Origin of the sequence: Mariniflexile ostreae, from assembly GCF_042427585.1 — a bacterium.
Lineage (GTDB): Bacteria > Bacteroidota > Bacteroidia > Flavobacteriales > Flavobacteriaceae > Pseudalgibacter > Pseudalgibacter ostreae.
In genome coordinates this window covers 1-19,686 of record NZ_JBHMFC010000023.1, presented here as the reverse complement: position 1 = coordinate 19,686, position 19,686 = coordinate 1, and the positions used below count along the sequence as shown (strand labels likewise).

Here is a 19,686-nt window from a genome sequence, read left to right as displayed (position 1 = left end):
AAAGGATAGACTACAAACTATAATCCCTTTATTTCCAATAATTAAGAATCATTCTAAAGTGCAAATATAACTATTAAAGATGGAAGATGGAAGCTGTTATATATAAGATTTTCTTCATTTTAAAAGTTTAATAAGGGGTGCATATCTCATTGAGGCAAACCAAAATTTTCGATAACATAATCTAAATCTTTATCTCCTCTTCCACTTAAATTTACAAGAATAGACTGCTTAGGGTTTTCTTTAGCCAATTTCATGGCAAAAGCAACGGCGTGCGAACTTTCTAGTGCAGGAATAATGCCTTCAAGACGACTTAGTTCAAAAAAAGCATCGATACATTCTTTATCGCTTATGCTTTCGTAAGTCACTTTATTTAAATCTCTTAGCATGCTATGCTCTGGTCCAATACCTGGATAATCCAAACCACTAGCAACAGAGTGAACCGCTGCGGGTTCGCCATTCTCGTCTTGCAACAAATAACATTTAAATCCGTGGATAATTCCCGGCTTGCCATGCGTCATGGTTGCTGCATGATCCCCAATAGTGCTCAAGGATTTTCCTGCGGGTTCGATCCCGTATAATCGACATGCAGCATCATTTAAAAAAGCAGAGAAAATACCCATGGCATTACTTCCTCCACCCACACATGCCACAATGTTGTCGGGCAACTCTCCTGTCATATCAAAAAATTGATCTTTTGCCTCGATGCCTACAATACGCTGGAAGTCGCGCACCATCATAGGAAAAGGGTGTGGTCCAACAACAGACCCAATACAATAAATAGTGTTTATAGGATCTTCCAAATACGCCTCAAAAGCACTATCAACGGCTTCCTTTAAGGTTTTTAAACCATGCGACACAGGAACAACCGTAGCCCCTAATATTTTCATTCTTTGCACATTAGGATATTCTTTTTTCATATCCACCTCACCCATATGAATTTCACATTCTAGTCCGAAATAGGCTGCTGCAGTAGCCAATGCTACACCGTGTTGGCCAGCACCAGTTTCTGCAATCAGTTTCTTTTTCCCCATATATTTGGCCAACAACGCTTCGCCCATACAATGGTTTAATTTATGGGCCCCGGTATGATTTAAGTCTTCGCGCTTTAGGTAAATCTGACCTCCATATTTTTGTGATAGCCGGTTACAATGATAAACAGGCGTAGGCCTTCCTTGAAAATGTTTTCGTATATCTCTTAATTCTGAAATAAATTTATGCGATTTGCTAATGGCAAAATAAGCGTCATTTATTTTTCTCATTTCACTTTCTAACTGTGGCGGTATAAAAGCACCACCATACTCGTTAAAAAAACCTTCTTGATTAGGAAACTCTTTAAAATAATTTGCTAACATCGTGTTTTAATTAAAATTATGAATAACCCATGAAAGGTAATTAAAATTGAAACCAAATCGCTGTTTCGTTTCCATAAAAAACAGGTTTTCCACTTCTAAAACCGTTTTTTATTCTCGTAACTATGCCCGATTATTATGTTCAAAAAAAAAGCAAGAAAAGGCTGTATTTTTTATAGCATTTTAGAAGGCTCCCAAAACACGTTATCAAAATTCTGAATCTGATTATCGACCACCTTAATACCTTCACTTTCTAGGAGCTGCTGCATTAAATTCGTACCCTCAAAATGATGTTTACCTGTTAAAAGCCCTTTTCGATTTACCACGCGATGTGCAGGCACATCTTTATCATGAGAACCATTCATGGCATACCCCACCATGCGGGCACTTTTGGCGGCTCCTAAATAGGTGGCAATAGCGCCGTAGCTGGTTACTTTTCCGTAGGGGATTTGCTTGGCGACTTCGTAAACTTTATCGAAGAAATTTAAGGTCTGGGCTTGCATAACATTACATATCCTTTATAATATTAATTAAAGTGACAATGGAAATAACCCCTGTAATTCCTCCAATAATCCGATTCATGTTTTTTTGTGAGGTAATGGTTTTACTCTTTATTCTATCAAAAAAGAAAATATACATGTATAACATTACGAATGTTCCCGTAGCAGCACCCGCTACATAAGAAATAATACTGGTTTGATCAAAAGCCATCCATCCATATGATGCCAACGTTATGGTCATAAAAGCTTGATATGGTATTGGAAACACATTGATGGCAGACAGCAAAACACCCTGAAAAAAACGACTGTGTTTGCTTCGTATTTTAGGTTTCAACTCTTGGCGTGGCTTTGTTTTAGATATGAACAAGAAATAAATGGTGATTAAAACAAACAAAACAAAGGCAACACGTTGCAAAATCTCAACAACCTCGGGGTGCTTACTTAAGTACCCAGCAAAAACAGAAGCCAAATATGTTTGTACCAACACAATAACACAAACCCCAATAGAAAACACAATCCCTCGTACATGCCCTTCTTTTAAGCTTATTTTAGCCGCAGTCATGTTTAAGAGTCCGGGAGGTGCCACTCCAATAAACGCAAAAAACAAGCCTAAAAGAAAGATAAATGTGATATCCAATGCTATTTTATTTTAAACCGAATATACGTAATTGGTTTGTTTTGTTCTAAATATTGCGACTCGTAAAATGTTTGAATGCTAGTTACTTCTTCTGGACTCCCCTCCTGTTTATATACATTGTGATTGGCATATAGCACCTCGTGCCCAGCACCGTGCAATAAACCTAAAGTGTATCCGTGCATAAATTCGCTATCGGTTTTTAGATTTACTACACCGTCTGGTTTTAAAATAGTTTTATAGCGTTCTAAAAATGCGGCATTGGTCATACGGTGTTTGGTCCGTTTATATTTTATTTGTGGATCCGGAAAGGTAATCCAGATTTCAGCCACTTCATGGGCTGCAAAAGCATGGTCTATTAATTCAATTTGAGTACGGAGAAACCCAACATTAGGGATATTTTCTTCGAGAGCCGTTTTTGCACCTCGCCAAAAACGAGCGCCTTTGATATCGACACCTATAAAATTTTTATTCGGATATTTTTTTGCCAATGCTACGGAGTACTCCCCTTTTCCACAGCCCAACTCTAAAACCAAGGGCTGTTCTTTCTTAAAAAAAGAGGCGTTCCATTGCCCTTTCAATTCGAATTGATGATCCACAAGGGCTTCTCGTGTTGGCTGAACCACATTTGAAAAAGTTTCGTTTTCTTTAAATCTTCGGAGTTTATTCTTGCTTCCCACGGGCTTAATAGCTATTTCTTAGTACGGTTATTGAATACTGCAAAATTAAGGAAATATACTCAAGCGTTTATATGCTTATCTTTGAATTTGACAAAAAAGACAAATAAAACTGCCACAGTTACCGAAAGAAACACCCTATATGGATCAAAAATGAGAAAAAAAGTTTTAGTAGCACCGCTAAATTGGGGGCTTGGACATGCCACACGCTGTATTCCCATAATCCAGGCGTTATTGGCTCATGGATTCGAACCTGTTTTGGCCAGCGATGGTGCAGCATTAACGCTTTTACAAAAAGAGTTCCCTAAGCTTTTAGCTATCGAACTTCCCAGTTACGGCATTCAATACGCTAAAAAAGCCAGCCATTTTAAACTAAAACTATTAAAAAACATCCCTAAGATTTTAAAAGCCATACGCGCAGAAAACAAGGCTATAAAACACATCGTAAAGGACCATGATATTATAGGTGTTATTTCAGACAACAGATTGGGTGTGCGCTGTAAAAAAGTGCCTTCCGTGTATATCACGCACCAACTTAATGTTTTAAGTGGCAGCACCACATGGTTTAGCACCAAACTTCATCAAAATATTATAAAAAAATTTGATGCATGTTGGGTTCCAGATGTTAAAGACGAACCGAGTTTAAGTGGGAAGTTAGGCCATACATATAACTTTATAATCCCTACTACATATATAGGGCCTTTAAGTCGGTTTAAACCGAGCTCTTCAAAAAAAACAAATCCGATTTTAGTGCTGCTTTCAGGTCCTGAACCACAACGCACATTGCTTGAAACCAAACTTTTTTCTGCATTTAAAAACTACCCCCAACAGGTTGTTTTTGTAAAAGGGACCATGGAAAAAAAACAAACTATAGAAACATTGGGGAATTTAATAATTTACAATTATATGACTTCTGTTTTATTGGAACAAACCATTAACAATAGCGCATTGGTAATTTCCCGATCTGGCTATACCAGTATTATGGATTTAGCCAAATTAAATAAAAAAGCCTTTTTTATTCCAACTCCAGGGCAATATGAACAAGAATATCTAGCAAAAAGGCTTCAAGACTTAAATTTAGCCTACAGTTGCCATCAAGATGATTTCGATCTTCATAAATTAGAAAAAGCAAATGCTTTTAAAGCGCTACCCCCTTTTAACTTCGAGCAAGATTTTAAATCCTTATTTCGTCTTTTCTAGCGTAAACGAAAATTCACTGCCTACATTAAAATCACTTTCAATATATATTTTTTCGTCGTGCGCTTCAATAATGTGCTTTACAATAGCGAGCCCTAAACCAGAGCCCCCTTCCTTTCTAGAGCCACTTTTGTCTACTCTAAAAAATCTCTCAAATAAACGGGGAATGTGCACTTTATTAATCCCTTCTCCATTATCTGTTACCCGTACAATAACCTTGTTTTTTATTAGATTCTCGATACTAACTTCGGTAGTGCCACGCTCACGTCCATATTTTATAGAGTTAACAATAAGATTAACCACAACTTGTTGGATACGTTCTTTATCGGCATTTACAAAAATTGGTTTGGAATAATTGGTATCAAAGATTAATGAAATTTTTTTCTTGTGCGCTTTCATTTCAAGCATATCAAATACACCTTTAATTAGCTCCACAATATCAAAAACCTCTATTTTAAGACTTAAATCCCCAACTTCTAACTTGGTAATCATATCCAAATCTTTCACAATATAAGTAAGCCGCTCTACACCCTTACTAGCTCTTATTAAATACTTCTCTCTTAAAGCCTCATTATCCATCGCCCCATCAAGCAAGGTGAGAATATAGCCTTGCACAGTAAACAAGGGGGTTTTTAATTCATGTGAAACATTTCCAAAAAACTCTTTCCGATATTGCTCACGTATTTTTAAAGTTTCTATTTCTAGTTTTTTATCCCTTGCAAACTTATCTATTTCTTGCGTTAAGGTATTCATATCTGTAGTAATGGGACCATTATGTAAACTAGCAGACTCCAAAAGTGTTAAATCATCATATATTTTTTTAACGCGTCTGTATATTAAGCGTTCTGCTCTAAATTGAATGACCAAAAAGGAAAAAAAACAACAACTAAAAGCAAAAGCAAGCACTACCCATATATTAAAAGTATAGAATACGTATAAGAAGAGACTCATTAAAAGCGTTATCAAAAATGACAAAAACAAAGATGTTTTTAACGCAAAACGATATGATTTTTTAAATTTTGCCTGCATTATTAATCAACAAACTTATATCCTACACCTTTTATGGTTTTAAAAGAATCGTCTCCGAGCTTTTCTCTTAATTTACGTATATGAACATCAATGGTTCTGCCGCCAACCACAACTTCATTACCCCACACGTTATCCAGAATTTCATCTCGCTTAAACACCTTCCCTGGTTTTGAAGCTAATAAGGACAATAGTTCAAACTCTTTTCTTGGTAAGACTATTTCGGTACCGTCCAGTATAATTTTGTATTCGTCCCTATCGATAATTAAATTCCCTATTTTAACCGTATTACTAATATCATCCTCTTTAAAGCGACGTAAAAGCGCTTTCACTTTTCCAATTAACACTTTGGGTTTAATAGGCTTCGTAATATAATCGTCTGCACCTGCATCAAATCCTGCAAGCTGCGAATAATCTTCTCCTCTTGCTGTTAAAAAAGTAATAATAGTATCTTTTAGGTCGGGATTTTTACGAATATTCTCACAAGCTTCAATACCATCCATTTCAGGCATCATCACATCTAAAATAATTAAATGGGGCAAAGTTTGCTTCGCTTTTTTAACAGCTTCCAAACCGTTTTCAGCGGTAATAACCTGATAGCCTTCATTGGATAAATTGTAACTTATAATCTCTAAAATATCCGGCTCATCATCTACTAAAAGTATTTTTATATCTTTTTTATTCATGCTAAGGCATTGTTTTTTTTTGATGAAGTAAAGATAAAACTATTAACACATAGAAAATATGCAAATCCAAACAAATAACACTATGGTAACGTAGGGGTGACGCTAAGGTAACTTTTCGACAAAACTAACAAACCTTTAACAATCGCATGGCACGTAATTTGACATGAAATCAGTAATTTTACTGATATTAAAATTATCTTATGGTACAAAAATACTTTTTAGTTCTTCTTTTGCTTTTAACATTTACGATATCCTTTCAAGGGTTTTCGCAAGATCAGGGGAATGGTGTGCCTGGTAACAGCACAATAGAAGGGCTTTCCATTTATCCAAATCCTGTACAAGACGGTAAAGCCTTTATTTACATCACATCAAAAAACAACTGGGTTAAAAAGGTTGATATTTATAATGTTCTCGGAAAACACGTTTTCTCCACCTCAATTTCGGGTAAAGAATTAAGTATTTCGGGATTAAAGTCAGGTGTCTATATTTTAAAAGTAACAGAAAACAACACCAGCGAATCTAGAAAATTAGTGATAATGTAGCTTAGTAACGCTATAGATTTCTACAAATTAAACCCCCCGATGTAAAATTATATCGGGGGTTTTTAATAATTAAAAAAACACTATAAAAGCGGAGTTTCTAATAAAACTATGCGTTTTTATTCTCCCAAAGCGCTTCCATTTCTTCTAAAGTTTTTCCTTTTGTTTCTGGCACCATCTTCCAAACGAAAATTGCAGAAAGGATACTCATTACACCATAAAACAAATACGTTCCGCCGCTACTAAACTCCATTAACGGTGGATAGGTAGATGAAATAAAGAAATTGGCTGCCCACTGTACTGCAACAGCAATAGCAATGGCCTGGCTTCTAATTTTATTTGGAAATATCTCTGAAATAAGCACCCAGCAAATAGGACCCCAACTCATCATGAAAGAGGCCGTATAAATAACAATAAACACTAACGTAGCCATACCTATAATATCTTGGAACGCTAACACCGAAATAGCGATCATCCCGATAGCCATGCCTATAGACCCTGTTATTAATAATGGTTTTCTTCCCCATTTATCGACAGTTAAAATTGCAATAATGGTAAACACCACATTTACAAGTCCCATTATAATGGTTTGTACCATAGACGCATTTTTGGCCGCTCCCATGCTTTCAAATATTCGTGGAGCATAATACAACGCCACGTTAATACCTACGAATTGTTGGAACACAGAAAGTAAAATACCAATAATAATAACCAGTTTACCGTAAGAAAACAGCTTTCCTTTTGATGATTTCTCAACCGATTTTTTTATATCAACAAGAATTTCTTTTGCCTTTTCAACACCATTAAAGCGCGTAAGAATGGACAAGGCTTCTACATCTTTATTCCTCAAGGCCAGATACCTAGGGGTTTCAGGCATAAAAAGCATTAATAGAACAAATATAGATGCAGGAATTGCTTCCGATAAAAACATTCTTCTCCAACCTATTTCATTAATCCACTCAATGGTCTGTCCTTCTGCAATACCCCAGTTTACAAAGTAAACCACCAGCATACCGAAAATAATAGCAAATTGATTTAAAGAAACAAGCCTGCCGCGAATATTTGCCGGTGCAATTTCACCAATATACATGGGGCATACTGCCGATGCAAGACCCACACCAATACCCCCTACAACGCGGTAAAAATTAAACGTCCACAATAACCCCATAGAAGGTGTGCCTCTTTCAAAAAATAAAAACTCAGGATTTCCAGAGCCTAACGCAGAAAGCAAGAATAAAACACCTGCAATTATTAACGCTATCCTACGGCCATACGCCGAAGAGATTACACCAGACAAAGCACCTCCTATTATACACCCCACCAATGCAGACGATACTGTAATACCATGTAAAAAGGAGCTTAAGCCTTGACTGTCTATTAAATACGCCTGGATAGATTTTTCTGCACCCGATATTACAGCGGTATCATATCCAAATAACAGGCCTCCTAATGTCGCCACAAGTGTGACGACATATATTAGTGCTTTATTGTGATTATCCATTATATGTACTGGTTAATAATGTTCTCGAACAGCTCTTGCTTACCGCTTTGCAATTTAAGCTCCCCATTTTCTTGGGCTATTTTGTACAAATCGGTCAAGTTTAATTTGCCGTTCTCAAATTCTTTTCCCTTACCAGAATCAAATGAACTATAACGTTCTTTTCTTAATTTATCATAAGATGAAGATGTTATGATTTTATCTGCTGTTAATAAAGCTCTTGCAAACGTATCGGCACCTCCAATATGCGCATGGAACACATCCTCCATATCTGTTGAGTTTCTTCTGATTTTTGCATCAAAATTTACACCGCCGCCTTGCAGCCCACCAGCTTTTAAGAATACTAACATGGCTTCGGTGGTTTCTTGGATATTGTTCGGGAACTGATCGGTATCCCATCCATTTTGATAATCGCCCCTGTTCGCATCTAAACTCCCTAACATGTTTGCCTTAGCGGCTGTTTCAATTTCATGTTGAAAGGTATGTTGTGCCAAGGTAGCATGGTTAACTTCTATATTTATTTTAAAATCCTGGTCCAATCCTTGCTCACGTAAAAACCCGATAGCCGTTGCTGTATCAAAATCATATTGATGTTTCATAGGCTCCATCGGTTTCGGTTCAATAAAGAAATTCCCTTTAAAGCCTTGTGCACGGGCATAGTCTCTAGCCATTCTTAAAAACTGCCCCATATGGTCCAATTCTCTACCCATATCGGTATTTAGTAGGCTCATATATCCTTCACGGCCGCCCCAAAACACATAGTTTTCTCCATTTAAAGCTATGGTGGCATCTAAGGCCAGTTTAATCTGCCCACCTGCTCTTGCTACCACATTAAAATCTGGATTGGTAGCAGCACCGTTCATATATCTTGGATTTGAAAAACAATTCGCTGTACCCCATAATAATTTTACGTTCGAGGCCGCTTGCTTCTCTTTTAAGTACTCGGTAATCGTTGCCAATCTGCTTTCCAGCTCGCCAAAAGAAGCCCCTTCCCTTACTAAATCCACATCGTGAAAACAGTAATACCCAAAGCCCATCTTGGTAATAAACTCAAATGCGGCATCTGCCTTATCTTTTGCAGCCTGAATCGCATCTGTGGCCGTATCCCAAGCAAAGTTCTGGGTACCAGGACCAAAAGGATCACCTCCTTGACCACAGAAGGTATGCCAGTACGCTATCGAGAACTTGAAATGATCTCTCATGGTTTTTCCGGCCACCACTTGATCTGGATTGTAATATTTAAACGCCAAAGGGTTATCAGATTCCTTTCCCTCAAATTTGATATCTCCGATACCTTTAAAATACTCTTTGTCTCCTAAAATTGCCATGATTTTTATTTTTTATTGTTATTTTTATGTAATACGAGTTCTAATTCTTTTTTCCAATTGTTATAAGCCTTCAAATACGGTTCTTTATCTTTAAAGGGCATAAAGGTCATCACGTGATCATTATTCATGATGCTTTTTCCAAAACCTTTAAAATCACCTTTATGTAAATGCGCCGCACGCGCCGCTCCTATGGCGCCCGTAGTATTATAAATTTCTATTTCCTGTTCGATTAGGGTCGCCACAGTATTTGCGAAAATTTCCGAACGAAACAAGTTATCGTTACCAGCACGGATCACCTTTGGCTTTATGCCATCAGATTTCAATATTTCCATGCCATATAAAAATGAAAAAGCAATCCCTTCTAAAGCTGCTCTGCACAAATGGCCTTTGCCATGATTGTTCAAATTAACATTAACCAACCGGGTTCCTATATCCTTATTATTAAGCATGCGTTCTGCTCCGTTTCCAAAAGGCAGCATACAAACACCATCTGAGCCTACCGGTATTTCCGAGGCCAGGTTATTCATGTCCTCGTACGAGCTTACCGCCAGATTGTTTAATAACCAGCGATATTGTATACCTGCACCATTAATGTTTAACAGTTTACCTATTCTAGGGTTTGACTTTGTGTAATTAACGTGCGCAAAATTATTTACGCGTGTACTCTCCTTTCCCGAAAGGTTATCGGTTACGGCATATACCACACCAGATGTTCCTCCTGTAGCAGCAACTTCCCCAGGGTTAAACACGTTAAGCGAAAGCGCGTTGTTCGGTTGGTCGCCAGCGCGATAATAAATAGGGGTTCCTGCGGCAATACCACTTTCTTGCTCTCCTTTTGCATCTACTATAGACTGTATTCCAAACGTATCCACAATGTCGGGTACCAAAGCTTTATCGATACCATAATATTCCAAAAGCACATCGGCCACTTGGTCGGATTTAAAGTTCCAAAAAATGCCTTCAGACAACCCAGAAATAGTCGTATTTATTGTATTTGAAAACCTATAAGCCACATAATCGCCAGGAAGCATAAACTTGTGGATATTTTTATAGATATCAGGCTCATTCTCTTTTACCCATTTTAATTTTGAAGCTGTAAAATTTGCTGGTGAATTTAGCAATTGCGAACTGCAAACCTCCTCTCCCAATTCGTTAAATGCTTGGTGACCAATATCTACAGCTCTACTATCGCACCATATAATGCTTTTTCGCAGTGGTTTTCCAGCCTTATCTACCAAGACCAAACCGTGCATTTGGTAAGATATTCCAATTCCTTTTATATCGGTTCTGCTTACACGATATTGTTTTTTTAAACTTGCAATCGCATTACAGATATGCTGCCACCAGTCTTCGAGCTTTTGTTCTGCCCAGCCGTTTTTCTCTGCAAACATGCCCATTTCTTCCTTAGGTTCTTGAACAACCCCTAAACTTTTACCTGTAGCAATTTCCACCAATGCTGCTTTAATGGAAGAACTGCCAATATCTAATCCTAAATAATACATACTTATAATGAATTTCTTAATATTAACTCCGTTGGAATATAGCTCTGCACAGGCTTATCGTTAGTAATGAACGCCGCAGCTTTAGTGCCTAAAGCTTTAAAATCTGTTGAAATAACAGATATACCTTTATAAATAAACTGTTTCATAGGTGTTTCGTTGTAAGACAGAAAACCAACATCTACACCCGGTTCAAAATCTAAAGCTCTACATTGTTCTAAAAACTGACCTAAAACCCTATCGCTTACACTAAAATAGGCTATGTTTTTTTCGACTTTAAAATCGCTCATATCGGTAATGATTTTAAATTCTAAATGGTACTTTTTACAAAACTTCTTAAAAGCATGAAGCGTTTCCTTAGGGTGATTGGTAAATGTGGGATATAAAAAATAAAATGCTTTATATTTTTTAAACAGGGCCTTAGCATCCGACAAGACCTGATAAACAGACTCGCCAAAATCTTGACAAACAAAGTTGTTTTTATTTCCCGAATGAACGTTCCAATCAATTAATAACAGCTTATCATCATCAATTTCAGAAATCACGGACGGAACATCTTGGTGATCAAAATTCATGACCACATATTTAAAATATTTTCCCTTACTGTTATTTAAGATGGTTTTAAAGTTCTCTATATTATAATGATGAAATTGCACATCTGTGATGATATTTTTAGGCAAATTATCGATAAAGGCATGGTACAGCACCTCTTTATAGGCCTTAAAAGTATCTAGAACCAAAAGTACCCGACTAATCTTACTAGCAACGTAATAGCCTTTATTAGGAACCGAATCCACAACCTCGTGGTCTTTTAATATAGAGTACGCTTTAAAAACGGTATCTCTGGAAAGCTTAGATGTTTTTCGAATATGGTTTACAGAAGGTAACGGATCGCCTATGGAAAGCTCATTATTGGCAATGGCATCATTTATACCATTAACTAATTGTTGATACTTTGGAATATCACTTTCGTGGTTTATATCAAAATGAAGCGGTGTTTTCATTATTTAGCATTCTATTCTGTACTGTTCTGCTTAACAAATATAATAAAAAAAATGATATTGCAAATTTTAATGCAATATCATTTTTTTATCTAATGCTCTGTTATAGAGGCCTCAATTTTTATAAACCAAATAATTCTGGTAAGAACATAGTGATTTGTGGAACATAACTAATAATCATCAAAACGATAATCATAATTAACAAAAAGGGCAACAAGGGCTTTATAACTTTCGTTACGGAGACATTGGCCACACCACTTCCTACGAAGAGAATCGTTCCAACCGGCGGCGTACAGAGACCAACACATAAGTTTAATACTAATATAATTCCAAAATGAACAGGGTCCATACCCAAGGCTACCACTACAGGCAAGAATATAGGTGTAAATATTAAAACAGCTGGCGTAATATCCATAAAGGTTCCTACAATCAACAAAATAATATTAATAACCAGAAAAATAACAAATTTATTACTAAACTGTTCCAATAAGAATCCTGTGATAAGTTCTGGTATACCTTCAAAAGAAAACAACCAAGACATGGCCATAGAGGTACATATTAAAAACATAACTACTCCCGTGGTTCTAGCACTTGACAGTAAAATATCTGGAAAATCCTTCACTTTTATATCACCATAAATTAAAGCCAATACCGCGGCATATAACACAGCAATGGCCGATGCTTCAGTAGCTGTAAAGATACCTGCAACAATACCGCCTACCACAACAAAAAGCAACAATAAGCTAAAAAATGAATTTCCAAAATGAGATAATATCTCCGATACTGGTGCACGTGTGCCTTTAGCAAACTTCCTTTTAATGGCTACATAAGCGATATACCCCATAATAGCGACGCCCAGTAAAATCCCTGGCAAATAGCCTGCAATAAATAAGGCTGCAACAGAAGCAGATCCACCACTCGCTAAGGCATAAACAATTAAAATATTACTCGGGGGAATCAATAAGCCCGTAGTAGAAGAGGTGATATTTACCGAAGCACTAAACTCTCTAGGGTAACCCTCCTCCTCCATTCTATCGGTCATGATGCTTCCAATGGCAGATGCCGCAGCAATAGCCGAGCCCGAAATAGCTCCAAAAAGCATAGATGCCAATACGTTTACATACGCTAGCCCCCCAGGCAAACTAGCTACTAAAGATTTCGCGAAATTTATTAGTCGGTTTGCAATTCCACCACGCTTCATGATTTCACCGGCCAAAACAAAAAACGGAATGGCCAAGAGCGCAAAACTGTCTATTCCCGTGGTCATACGCTGTGCGATAGTGGTAAGTCCTGGAAGATTGTCAATATTTAATAACAAACTAAGTGTTGTGGAGATCCCAATGGAATATGCCACGGGCACCTTTATCAAGAGCAGGACAAAAAAACTAACAAACAATACTATAATACTAATAACTTCAATGCTCATGATAAAACGTTTATTTGGTTTTTTGAAATTTTTGATATGTGATATACTGAAAAGCACATAATGAGAAATCCGCTAAAAGGCATGATAGCATAAACATAGCCCAACGGTATTCTTAAAGTTCCGGAAAGTTGCTCTAAATGAAGTGTCGTGTAAACCAAATTAGCCCCACCAATAAACATCACAATCAATGCAAATAAAAAGACCAAAACCTCTATAAGAATAGAAACTCTTTTTTTGTTAGCGTCAGAAAACTTACCATATAAGAAATCCATGGAAAGATGTTCTCTTCTTCCATTTAAATAAGCGGCTCCTAAGATAGAAAGCCAAATTAAAGAAAAACGTGCCAATTCTTCGGTCCAAGAAAAAGATGTGTTTAAAATATATCTTGAAAAAACCTGCCATAAAACATCAAGCACCAAAAGCCCGAAAATAAGCACTAAGAAAACCTCTAAGAAGCGGTTTACTTTATTAAAAATAATATCTGCTGTTTTCATAATTACTCGGCTTTAATTTTGTTTACTAATTCGGTCATTTCAGGGTATTCTTTTAAAAACCCTTCTAAAACGGATTGCGTTTTTTCTGCAAATAATGATTTTTCGGGAATAATGATTTCTACACCAAAATCTTCAGCAATTTTCATAGATTCTTCTACAGATTCATTCCAGAAAACCTTTTCCGCTTGAGAGGATTCATCTGCGGCCTCCTGTACCCATACACGTTCTTCTTGAGATAAACCTTCCCAAAATTTAGTTCCTATAATCAAAACATCGGGGATAGAGGAGTGCTGATCCATGGTATAATATTTAGCAACTTCATGATGGTTTGAAGACACAAAAGATGGCGGATTGTTCTCTGCTCCATCTACCACACCTTGCTGAATGGCTGTATAAAGCTCACCATAAGCCATAGGCGTAGCAGAGCCCCCCATAGCATTTACCATATTAATGGACATCTGGTTGTTCATAACCCGTATTTTAAGGCCTTTTAAATCGTCTGGAGTTCTAATGGCTTTTTTTGAAGTATAAAAGCTTCGGCTACCAGCATCGTAATAGCATAGGCCTCGTAACCAAAATTTCTCACCCTTTTCTAATATAGATTTACCAATAGGCCCTTCCAATACATCAAATTGATGTTCTTTACTTCTAAATAAATAAGGAATTCCCAAGGCATGGTATTCAGGGACAAAGTTGGATAATGTGGCGGCACTTACTTTAGTTATGGCAACACTTCCAATTTGTAACAACTCTAAAACCTCCCGCTCTGAGCCCAACATACCATCAGGAAAGATTTTGACAACCAATTTGCTTCCAGATTTTTTTTCCAGAGCAGTTTGAAATTCTAAAATCCCTTTATGTACAGGGTGTGTTTGCGGTAAGGTGTGTGCCAAATACAGCACTTTGGTCCCTCCTTCTTCTTTGCACGAGAGACATGCCAGTAAGAGAAGGCTTAAGAAAATAAGGTTATACTTCATTATATATTAAATTAATTTTTCAACGTTAAACATCCCTCAAAACCATGATGCGATTAAAATGCGGTATAAATTCAAATTTAATCTGCTAAATCTAAGCATTTTCGAACAAAACCCTAGAACAAACCGTTATTATGTTTACTCAAGCTACGCCACACCCATGCATGATTTACAAATATATAAAAAAGAACAATACAATCGATTGTATTCATTCTTAATAATGTACTATTTTGATAAAAATCTGTACTAAATTCTACTAGGTATCCCTTAAAGAAATTTCAAATGATTTCTTTACTTTTACAGCTTTAAATCTTATGATACAAACTAGCGACATTTTTAATATTAAAACAGATCAAGCTTTTGAAAAAACGGCTTTAAACCTTTTTAAATTTCAATTTAAAAACAATAAAGTGTACCGTTCGTTTTGCGACTTGCTATACAAGCACCCTAGTGATGTAAAGACCGTAAACGATATTCCGTTTTTACCCATTCAGTTTTTTAAAACCCATGAGGTTCTTAGCAGCCCTGCGCCTATCGAAACCGTTTTTACAAGTTCGGGCACTACGGGCAGCGCCGTTAGCAAACATGCCGTAACCGATTTAAACATTTACAAAGAGAGTTTTACAAAAGGCTTCCAAGGTTTTTATGGTAATTTAAAAGATTACGTGGTTTTAGCGTTATTACCCTCTTACTTAGATCGTGACGGCTCTTCTTTAATATATATGGTGAATGATATGATTGCTATGTCTCACCATCCCAAAAGTGGTTTTTATCTTGATAATTTATCTGAACTGAAAGATACTTTGATCCGTTTGGATGCTCAAGGCAAAAAAATACTGCTTATTGGCGTGTCTTTTGCTTTACTTGACTTAATTGAAAGCCATCAGTTTCAATTAAAACATACCATAATTATGGAAACAGGCGGTATGAAAGGCAGAAGAAAAGAATTGATTCGAGAGGAGCTTCACCACATCTTAAAAAAAGGCTTTGGCCTAAATGCTATCCATAGCGAATATGGCATGACCGAACTATTAAGCCAAGCTTACTCTAACGGCAACGGCATTTTTAAATGCCCCAATTGGATGCGGGTTTTAACCCGAGATACAGAAGATGCCCTAAGCTTACAAAGCACAGGCAAAGCTGGTGGTATTAATGTAATCGATTTAGCTAACGTTAATTCCTGTTCGTTTATTGCCACGCAAGATTTAGGACGTGTGTATGCCGATCACAGCTTCGAAATTATTGGTCGTTTTGATAATTCCGATATTCGAGGTTGTAATTTAATGGTGCTGTAATGCTGTTTCCAACAACCTGCTAAAACCAAGTTTTACTTGTGTTAAATTAATATAGACAAAGGATGAGACATTCGTTTCGTTTCTTTAAATGCCACATTTCAACAAGTCAGCACACTATTCAGTTCTGGGATATTGGCGAGTTGAACCCTTAGTTATTGTTTCCAGTTATTTTAAACGATAAATTGTTTTATTTTTTTCTCCTATTTTCTGAAACAATCTTAATTCAGCACCTTTTTTCAAATCCCTACTTGCTGTTGCTGAAGAAATATCTTTAAAAATATTCATATAATCTTTTCTCGTAAATTCAGTAACATTTAAAGAAACAAAATATTCTAACCTGTCTTTTTCATTTAATGTTCGATTATTGTAATTCAACAACTCACGCATAGAAACATCAATGACGCTTAACATATATTCAATAAATTTTGTAGACTTTCCAGATTTATCACTTTCTGCCAGAGCCTTGTAATAGTCTTCTTGTCCTTTACTAATTAAAGTTTCAAAAGGTAAAAACTCAAATATTGGATATTTTTCCATTAAAATTAGAGTTTGCCATAATCTTCCCATTCTACCATTTCCATCCAAAAATGGATGTATAAATTCCATTTCGTAATGGAAAACGCAACTCTTAATTAATTCAATTTCGTCTGACTTTTGCAAGTATTGAAAAAGGGCTTTCATCAAATACGGAACATTTTTAAAAGGTGGTGCTAAATGCTCGACTTTTGAACCTTTTACAATTCCGACACTTTGATTTCTATATTTTCCAGAAGTTTCTATTAGTCCCTCCATTAGGTGTTTATGGGCTTTTAAAAAGGACTTTTCCTTAGAAGGCTTGTATTCATCTAAATTTTCATAAACTTTAATTGCATTTAAAACTTCAACAACATCTTTTTTGGGTCCAATAACTCTTTTGTTTTCTAAAAGAGCTGTAATTTGCTCTTCGGTAAGTGTGTTTCCTTCTATTTTTAAAGAAGAATGAATCGTTTTAATTCTATTCTGTTTTCTCAACTTAGGTGAAGGTTTGTTTAGTAAATTTGCATTTACTTCTCCTATTTTTTCCGAGATTGAACTTATTAATTTTAAAATTGCAGTTGTTATTTCGTAAGGCGGCTCCATGCGTGATACTATCATATGATATTATCAAAGATACAATCATTTAACCCAAATTATGGATTTAAACGGATTTTTTAATCGGGTATAACGAATGTATATCTGTAGTATCGCCCCGGCGATATTAACACACATGCTGTTTTATTAGTAATGTTTCATGTTACGATAAATAGTGGTTTGAAATGGAGCAAATAAGACACTTAATCAATAAGTAAAAAATAGTACGACCCCCAATTATCCTTCTCCCCATCCATCGTTTTACCCATAGCGTGGCAAATCAACCGGATGCGTCAGCACCATATTCAGCGCTAGCCTATCGGCGAGTTGAATACTTAGTTATTGTGTACAGTTATTTACCTATACTAATAATCTTTCTGAATTTCATAATGATAATCATCTCCGTCACTTAAAATTTTTATAGTAAGGTTTTTCATGGAAACCCCGTTATACCAAAATTCAGTATATGGAAGTTTGGTGTCAGGGTTTATATCTGCCTGAATTGTATCTTTATCCCCATTACCCCAATCTATTATTGTTGTAGATAAACCTTCAGCATTAAAATATTCACTTAATCCAATACCAAAAAGATTTCCAATATCTTGCTGAGAGTCATAAATTTTACATTTTTTAGGCGAATCAAGATGCCCTTCATATTGCTCAACATATTCTCCATCAATTAAATATAAGTTTTTAACTTTCTCAAAATTAATTTTATTTTCTGTTCCAGAGTTTAGTAAGTTTTCACCATTCTTATTAATTAATACTAAGTGGACACCTTTAGGACCTGGGAAACCACTAATTTTTTCTTCGTCACAGTTCATAAATAAAAATGCAATTAATAAATATATTATAATTCTCATAGCTCTATTGTTTTCGGATTCCGTAAATCATTTCATTATTATTATCATACCCTCGGTAGTTGCCTACTTGATAACTACCATTATAAGAACCTGTACCCCAGCCCCAATTCATATGTAGCCAAAGCAAATTAGCTCCACATGGGTTAACATAGTAATCATACCCGTCACAAACCCATGCATGTCCAGCATTAGAAGATTCCCCTCGTAATATTACCGGGTAGCCCCAATTCAGCTCATTTTTAAGAGTAGTAGGGTTAAAACTACCATAATTAGCTGAGGAATAAGAAAAGTTGTTTTTAAAAGCGTCTACCAAAACTTCGGTATTTGCTCCAGAACTACTACACCCGTAATCCATATCAACAGCATCTCCAATATCTCTAATTAAACGAGATGCTTCAGAAGACCCCGTTGTATTATACATTAGGTTATAATCATAGGTTGTAGGATATTCTAAATAATTAATTACTTGTGCACCTGCAATTGCAACACACCCTGCATACGCCCTACCGTTGCTTAAATTTGAACAACTTTTGTAGGGTGCATTATTATTAAACCCAAAACCTTGATGCCAAAATGTAGTCATTAATGGAGCAACACTATAAGTCTGGATATTACATGCAGGATCATTAGGGTTTTCTAGCACTTCTTCTCCAGTTCATTTGGTGGGTCTCCAGGTGTTGGTATTATACTTGGCCATCCATCTTTCATGGCTTTATTCCATCGTTCCATGACATAATCATTAACCCTTTTTTGGTTTCTTAATTCTTTAATTTCCTTTATAGTGTTTTCTTTCCATTCCAGTAATCCATCAGGTATTTCTTTTTCGTTCAAAGGAAAAGAGGATTCATAAGAATATGCGAGCAAAGGCTCACTTCTTTTATCGGCAGCTAAAATAATAAAACCTCCTCCCTCATAATTAATAATATAATAACAAGGCCTGCCACTTTCATTAATAATTTTATAATCGTATAGTTTTTGCGAAACTGTTGTAGATTTGGTATTAGAATTGTGTGCAGCAGATTTTAGATTAGTTTTACTTCCAAATTGAACTTCACCAGCAACTTTTAGCATTTCGGTTTCATTTAATACAAATTGGTTTTCCTTATCAGTTGCCATTTCGTCTTTGAGATTGTCTGTTTCACAACCAAGAAAGAACAATGTGATAATTGTTGTAATTATTAAATATGTTCTTTTCATATTTGAAATTTTAAATATTGAAGTTTTTTTTGATTTTTAGAATGAAGTGCTGAAAACATTCTGAAAATTCATTACGAGATATCCATAAGAATAGATTTATTCATCTTGTTTTCCATGCATAGGCAGGCTGTTTAATTTTACATACCATTTTATAAACGCAAAGAGTTGCATCTAATATTCATTTTATTCACATCAAACTTATTCTTTTTTATCATATTATCCTACATAAACCGGTAGGAATCCAAGTACTTATCATATTCAGGGTGAACGTAGATCTTTAACATAAGCTATAGTTTAGCCCCTTAATAGTTCGGAGTGATATTTTAAATTTGAAAACCCATATATTTGAGATATGAAATACAGGAAATGGACATTAGAACAGAAGTTAGAAAT

At 35.9% G+C, this 19,686-nt stretch carries 20 protein-coding genes; 3 read left to right on the top strand and 17 right to left on the bottom strand.

The genetic code is table 11. The features are described 5' to 3' along the window. Positions 1-146: 146 nt before the first annotated feature. From trpB to trmB, 4 genes are all read right to left on the bottom strand, one after another. On the bottom strand, positions 147-1,352 hold the full coding sequence (gene trpB / locus ACFFU9_RS07660) for a tryptophan synthase subunit beta (protein ID WP_379860809.1): 1,206 nt from the start codon (positions 1,350-1,352) through the stop codon (positions 147-149). 170 nt (positions 1,353-1,522) lie between these two features. Continuing rightward, complete coding sequence (locus ACFFU9_RS07655) at positions 1,523-1,852, bottom strand: MGMT family protein (RefSeq protein WP_379860808.1); 330 nt, start codon at positions 1,850-1,852, stop codon at positions 1,523-1,525. 4 nt (positions 1,853-1,856) lie between these two features. After that, positions 1,857-2,486: a LysE family translocator gene (locus ACFFU9_RS07650; protein WP_379860807.1), complete on the bottom strand. Its 630-nt coding sequence runs from the start codon at positions 2,484-2,486 to the stop codon at positions 1,857-1,859. A 2-nt stretch (positions 2,487-2,488) separates the two neighbouring features. After that, on the bottom strand, positions 2,489-3,163 hold the full coding sequence (trmB, locus tag ACFFU9_RS07645) for a tRNA (guanosine(46)-N7)-methyltransferase TrmB (protein WP_379860806.1): 675 nt from the start codon (positions 3,161-3,163) through the stop codon (positions 2,489-2,491). 150 nt (positions 3,164-3,313) lie between these two features. Between trmB and ACFFU9_RS07640 the strand changes: the two genes are divergently transcribed. After that, positions 3,314-4,360 (top strand): glycosyltransferase, encoded by a 1,047-nt coding sequence (locus tag ACFFU9_RS07640; protein ID WP_379860805.1) that lies wholly within the window; start codon positions 3,314-3,316, stop codon positions 4,358-4,360. Here ACFFU9_RS07640 and ACFFU9_RS07635 read toward each other — a convergent pair. Beyond that, positions 4,343-5,386, bottom strand: coding sequence for a sensor histidine kinase (locus ACFFU9_RS07635; protein WP_379860804.1), 1,044 nt, complete (start codon positions 5,384-5,386; stop codon positions 4,343-4,345). The two genes, ACFFU9_RS07640 and ACFFU9_RS07635, sit on opposite strands and share 18 nt — an antisense overlap. A 2-nt stretch (positions 5,387-5,388) precedes the next feature. Beyond that, positions 5,389-6,069, bottom strand: a complete 681-nt coding sequence (locus ACFFU9_RS07630; protein ID WP_379860803.1) for a response regulator transcription factor — start codon at positions 6,067-6,069, stop codon at positions 5,389-5,391. A 200-nt stretch (positions 6,070-6,269) separates the two neighbouring features. On the opposite strand from ACFFU9_RS07630, the gene ACFFU9_RS07625 reads away from it, so the two are divergent. Next, positions 6,270-6,611 (top strand): T9SS type A sorting domain-containing protein, encoded by a 342-nt coding sequence (locus ACFFU9_RS07625; protein ID WP_379860802.1) that lies wholly within the window; start codon positions 6,270-6,272, stop codon positions 6,609-6,611. Positions 6,612-6,717: 106 nt separating this feature from the next. Here the strand turns inward: ACFFU9_RS07625 and xylE are convergent, their stop codons facing one another. The 7 genes from xylE to ACFFU9_RS07590 all read right to left on the bottom strand — a co-directional run bounded on the left by xylE (position 6,718) and on the right by ACFFU9_RS07590 (position 14,831). Beyond that, the gene (gene xylE, locus ACFFU9_RS07620) at positions 6,718-8,109 is read right to left on the bottom strand and encodes a D-xylose transporter XylE (RefSeq protein WP_379860801.1); all 1,392 of its coding nucleotides are present in this window, start codon (positions 8,107-8,109) and stop codon (positions 6,718-6,720) included. Continuing rightward, on the bottom strand, positions 8,109-9,434 hold the full coding sequence (gene xylA, locus ACFFU9_RS07615) for a xylose isomerase (RefSeq protein WP_379860800.1): 1,326 nt from the start codon (positions 9,432-9,434) through the stop codon (positions 8,109-8,111). Before xylA ends, xylE begins: the two co-directional genes overlap by 1 nt. 5 nt (positions 9,435-9,439) lie before the next feature. Continuing rightward, positions 9,440-10,936 (bottom strand): xylulokinase, encoded by a 1,497-nt coding sequence (locus tag ACFFU9_RS07610; RefSeq protein ID WP_379860799.1) that lies wholly within the window; start codon positions 10,934-10,936, stop codon positions 9,440-9,442. A 2-nt stretch (positions 10,937-10,938) separates the two neighbouring features. Then, the gene (locus ACFFU9_RS07605) at positions 10,939-11,937 is read right to left on the bottom strand and encodes a GntR family transcriptional regulator (protein ID WP_379860798.1); all 999 of its coding nucleotides are present in this window, start codon (positions 11,935-11,937) and stop codon (positions 10,939-10,941) included. 118 nt (positions 11,938-12,055) lie between these two features. Next, positions 12,056-13,360, bottom strand: coding sequence for a TRAP transporter large permease (locus ACFFU9_RS07600; RefSeq protein ID WP_379860797.1), 1,305 nt, complete (start codon positions 13,358-13,360; stop codon positions 12,056-12,058). After that, entirely contained in the window at positions 13,357-13,854 is a 498-nt protein-coding gene (locus ACFFU9_RS07595) for a TRAP transporter small permease (protein WP_379860796.1), read from the bottom strand. The genes ACFFU9_RS07600 and ACFFU9_RS07595 overlap by 4 nt, the downstream gene beginning before the upstream one ends. A gap of 2 nt (positions 13,855-13,856) precedes the next feature. Then, positions 13,857-14,831, bottom strand: coding sequence for a TRAP transporter substrate-binding protein (locus ACFFU9_RS07590; RefSeq protein WP_379860795.1), 975 nt, complete (start codon positions 14,829-14,831; stop codon positions 13,857-13,859). A gap of 311 nt (positions 14,832-15,142) precedes the next feature. On the opposite strand from ACFFU9_RS07590, the gene ACFFU9_RS07585 reads away from it, so the two are divergent. Next, a complete protein-coding gene (locus ACFFU9_RS07585) occupies positions 15,143-16,123 on the top strand; it encodes a LuxE/PaaK family acyltransferase (RefSeq protein ID WP_379860794.1) in 981 nt (326 codons plus the stop codon). 165 nt (positions 16,124-16,288) lie between these two features. Here ACFFU9_RS07585 and ACFFU9_RS07580 read toward each other — a convergent pair whose 3' ends face one another. The 4 genes from ACFFU9_RS07580 to ACFFU9_RS07565 form a co-directional block, all read right to left on the bottom strand. After that, entirely contained in the window at positions 16,289-17,242 is a 954-nt protein-coding gene (locus ACFFU9_RS07580) for a Fic family protein (RefSeq protein ID WP_379860828.1), read from the bottom strand. 356 nt (positions 17,243-17,598) lie between these two features. Continuing rightward, positions 17,599-18,096 carry a hypothetical protein gene (locus ACFFU9_RS07575; protein WP_379860793.1) on the bottom strand — a complete coding sequence of 166 codons (498 nt, stop codon included), beginning with the start codon at positions 18,094-18,096 and terminating at the stop codon, positions 17,599-17,601. Between the two features lie 4 nt (positions 18,097-18,100). Beyond that, positions 18,101-18,739 (bottom strand): C10 family peptidase, encoded by a 639-nt coding sequence (locus ACFFU9_RS07570; protein WP_379860792.1) that lies wholly within the window; start codon positions 18,737-18,739, stop codon positions 18,101-18,103. Next, the gene (locus ACFFU9_RS07565) at positions 18,733-19,293 is read right to left on the bottom strand and encodes a Spi family protease inhibitor (RefSeq protein ID WP_379860791.1); all 561 of its coding nucleotides are present in this window, start codon (positions 19,291-19,293) and stop codon (positions 18,733-18,735) included. Before ACFFU9_RS07565 ends, ACFFU9_RS07570 begins: the two co-directional genes overlap by 7 nt. Positions 19,294-19,686: the final 393 nt, after the last annotated feature.

What these genes read in the sequence shown, in the direction of transcription:
- trpB (WP_379860809.1), bottom strand. Translation starts at nt 1,352, where the DNA reads ATGTTAGCAAATTATTTTAAAGAGTTTCCTAATCAAGAAGGTTTTTTT.
- ACFFU9_RS07655 (WP_379860808.1), bottom strand. Translation starts at nt 1,852, where the DNA reads ATGCAAGCCCAGACCTTAAATTTCTTCGATAAAGTTTACGAAGTCGCC.
- ACFFU9_RS07640 (WP_379860805.1), top strand. Translation starts at nt 3,314, where the DNA reads ATGAGAAAAAAAGTTTTAGTAGCACCGCTAAATTGGGGGCTTGGACAT.
- ACFFU9_RS07635 (WP_379860804.1), bottom strand. Translation starts at nt 5,386, where the DNA reads ATGCAGGCAAAATTTAAAAAATCATATCGTTTTGCGTTAAAAACATCT.
- ACFFU9_RS07630 (WP_379860803.1), bottom strand. Translation starts at nt 6,069, where the DNA reads ATGAATAAAAAAGATATAAAAATACTTTTAGTAGATGATGAGCCGGAT.
- ACFFU9_RS07625 (WP_379860802.1), top strand. Translation starts at nt 6,270, where the DNA reads ATGGTACAAAAATACTTTTTAGTTCTTCTTTTGCTTTTAACATTTACG.
- xylE (WP_379860801.1), bottom strand. Translation starts at nt 8,109, where the DNA reads ATGGATAATCACAATAAAGCACTAATATATGTCGTCACACTTGTGGCG.
- xylA (WP_379860800.1), bottom strand. Translation starts at nt 9,434, where the DNA reads ATGGCAATTTTAGGAGACAAAGAGTATTTTAAAGGTATCGGAGATATC.
- ACFFU9_RS07610 (WP_379860799.1), bottom strand. Translation starts at nt 10,936, where the DNA reads ATGTATTATTTAGGATTAGATATTGGCAGTTCTTCCATTAAAGCAGCA.
- ACFFU9_RS07605 (WP_379860798.1), bottom strand. Translation starts at nt 11,937, where the DNA reads ATGAAAACACCGCTTCATTTTGATATAAACCACGAAAGTGATATTCCA.
- ACFFU9_RS07600 (WP_379860797.1), bottom strand. Translation starts at nt 13,360, where the DNA reads ATGAGCATTGAAGTTATTAGTATTATAGTATTGTTTGTTAGTTTTTTT.
- ACFFU9_RS07595 (WP_379860796.1), bottom strand. Translation starts at nt 13,854, where the DNA reads ATGAAAACAGCAGATATTATTTTTAATAAAGTAAACCGCTTCTTAGAG.
- ACFFU9_RS07590 (WP_379860795.1), bottom strand. Translation starts at nt 14,831, where the DNA reads ATGAAGTATAACCTTATTTTCTTAAGCCTTCTCTTACTGGCATGTCTC.
- ACFFU9_RS07585 (WP_379860794.1), top strand. Translation starts at nt 15,143, where the DNA reads ATGATACAAACTAGCGACATTTTTAATATTAAAACAGATCAAGCTTTT.
- ACFFU9_RS07580 (WP_379860828.1), bottom strand. Translation starts at nt 17,242, where the DNA reads ATGGAGCCGCCTTACGAAATAACAACTGCAATTTTAAAATTAATAAGT.
- ACFFU9_RS07575 (WP_379860793.1), bottom strand. Translation starts at nt 18,096, where the DNA reads ATGAGAATTATAATATATTTATTAATTGCATTTTTATTTATGAACTGT.
- ACFFU9_RS07565 (WP_379860791.1), bottom strand. Translation starts at nt 19,293, where the DNA reads ATGAAAAGAACATATTTAATAATTACAACAATTATCACATTGTTCTTT.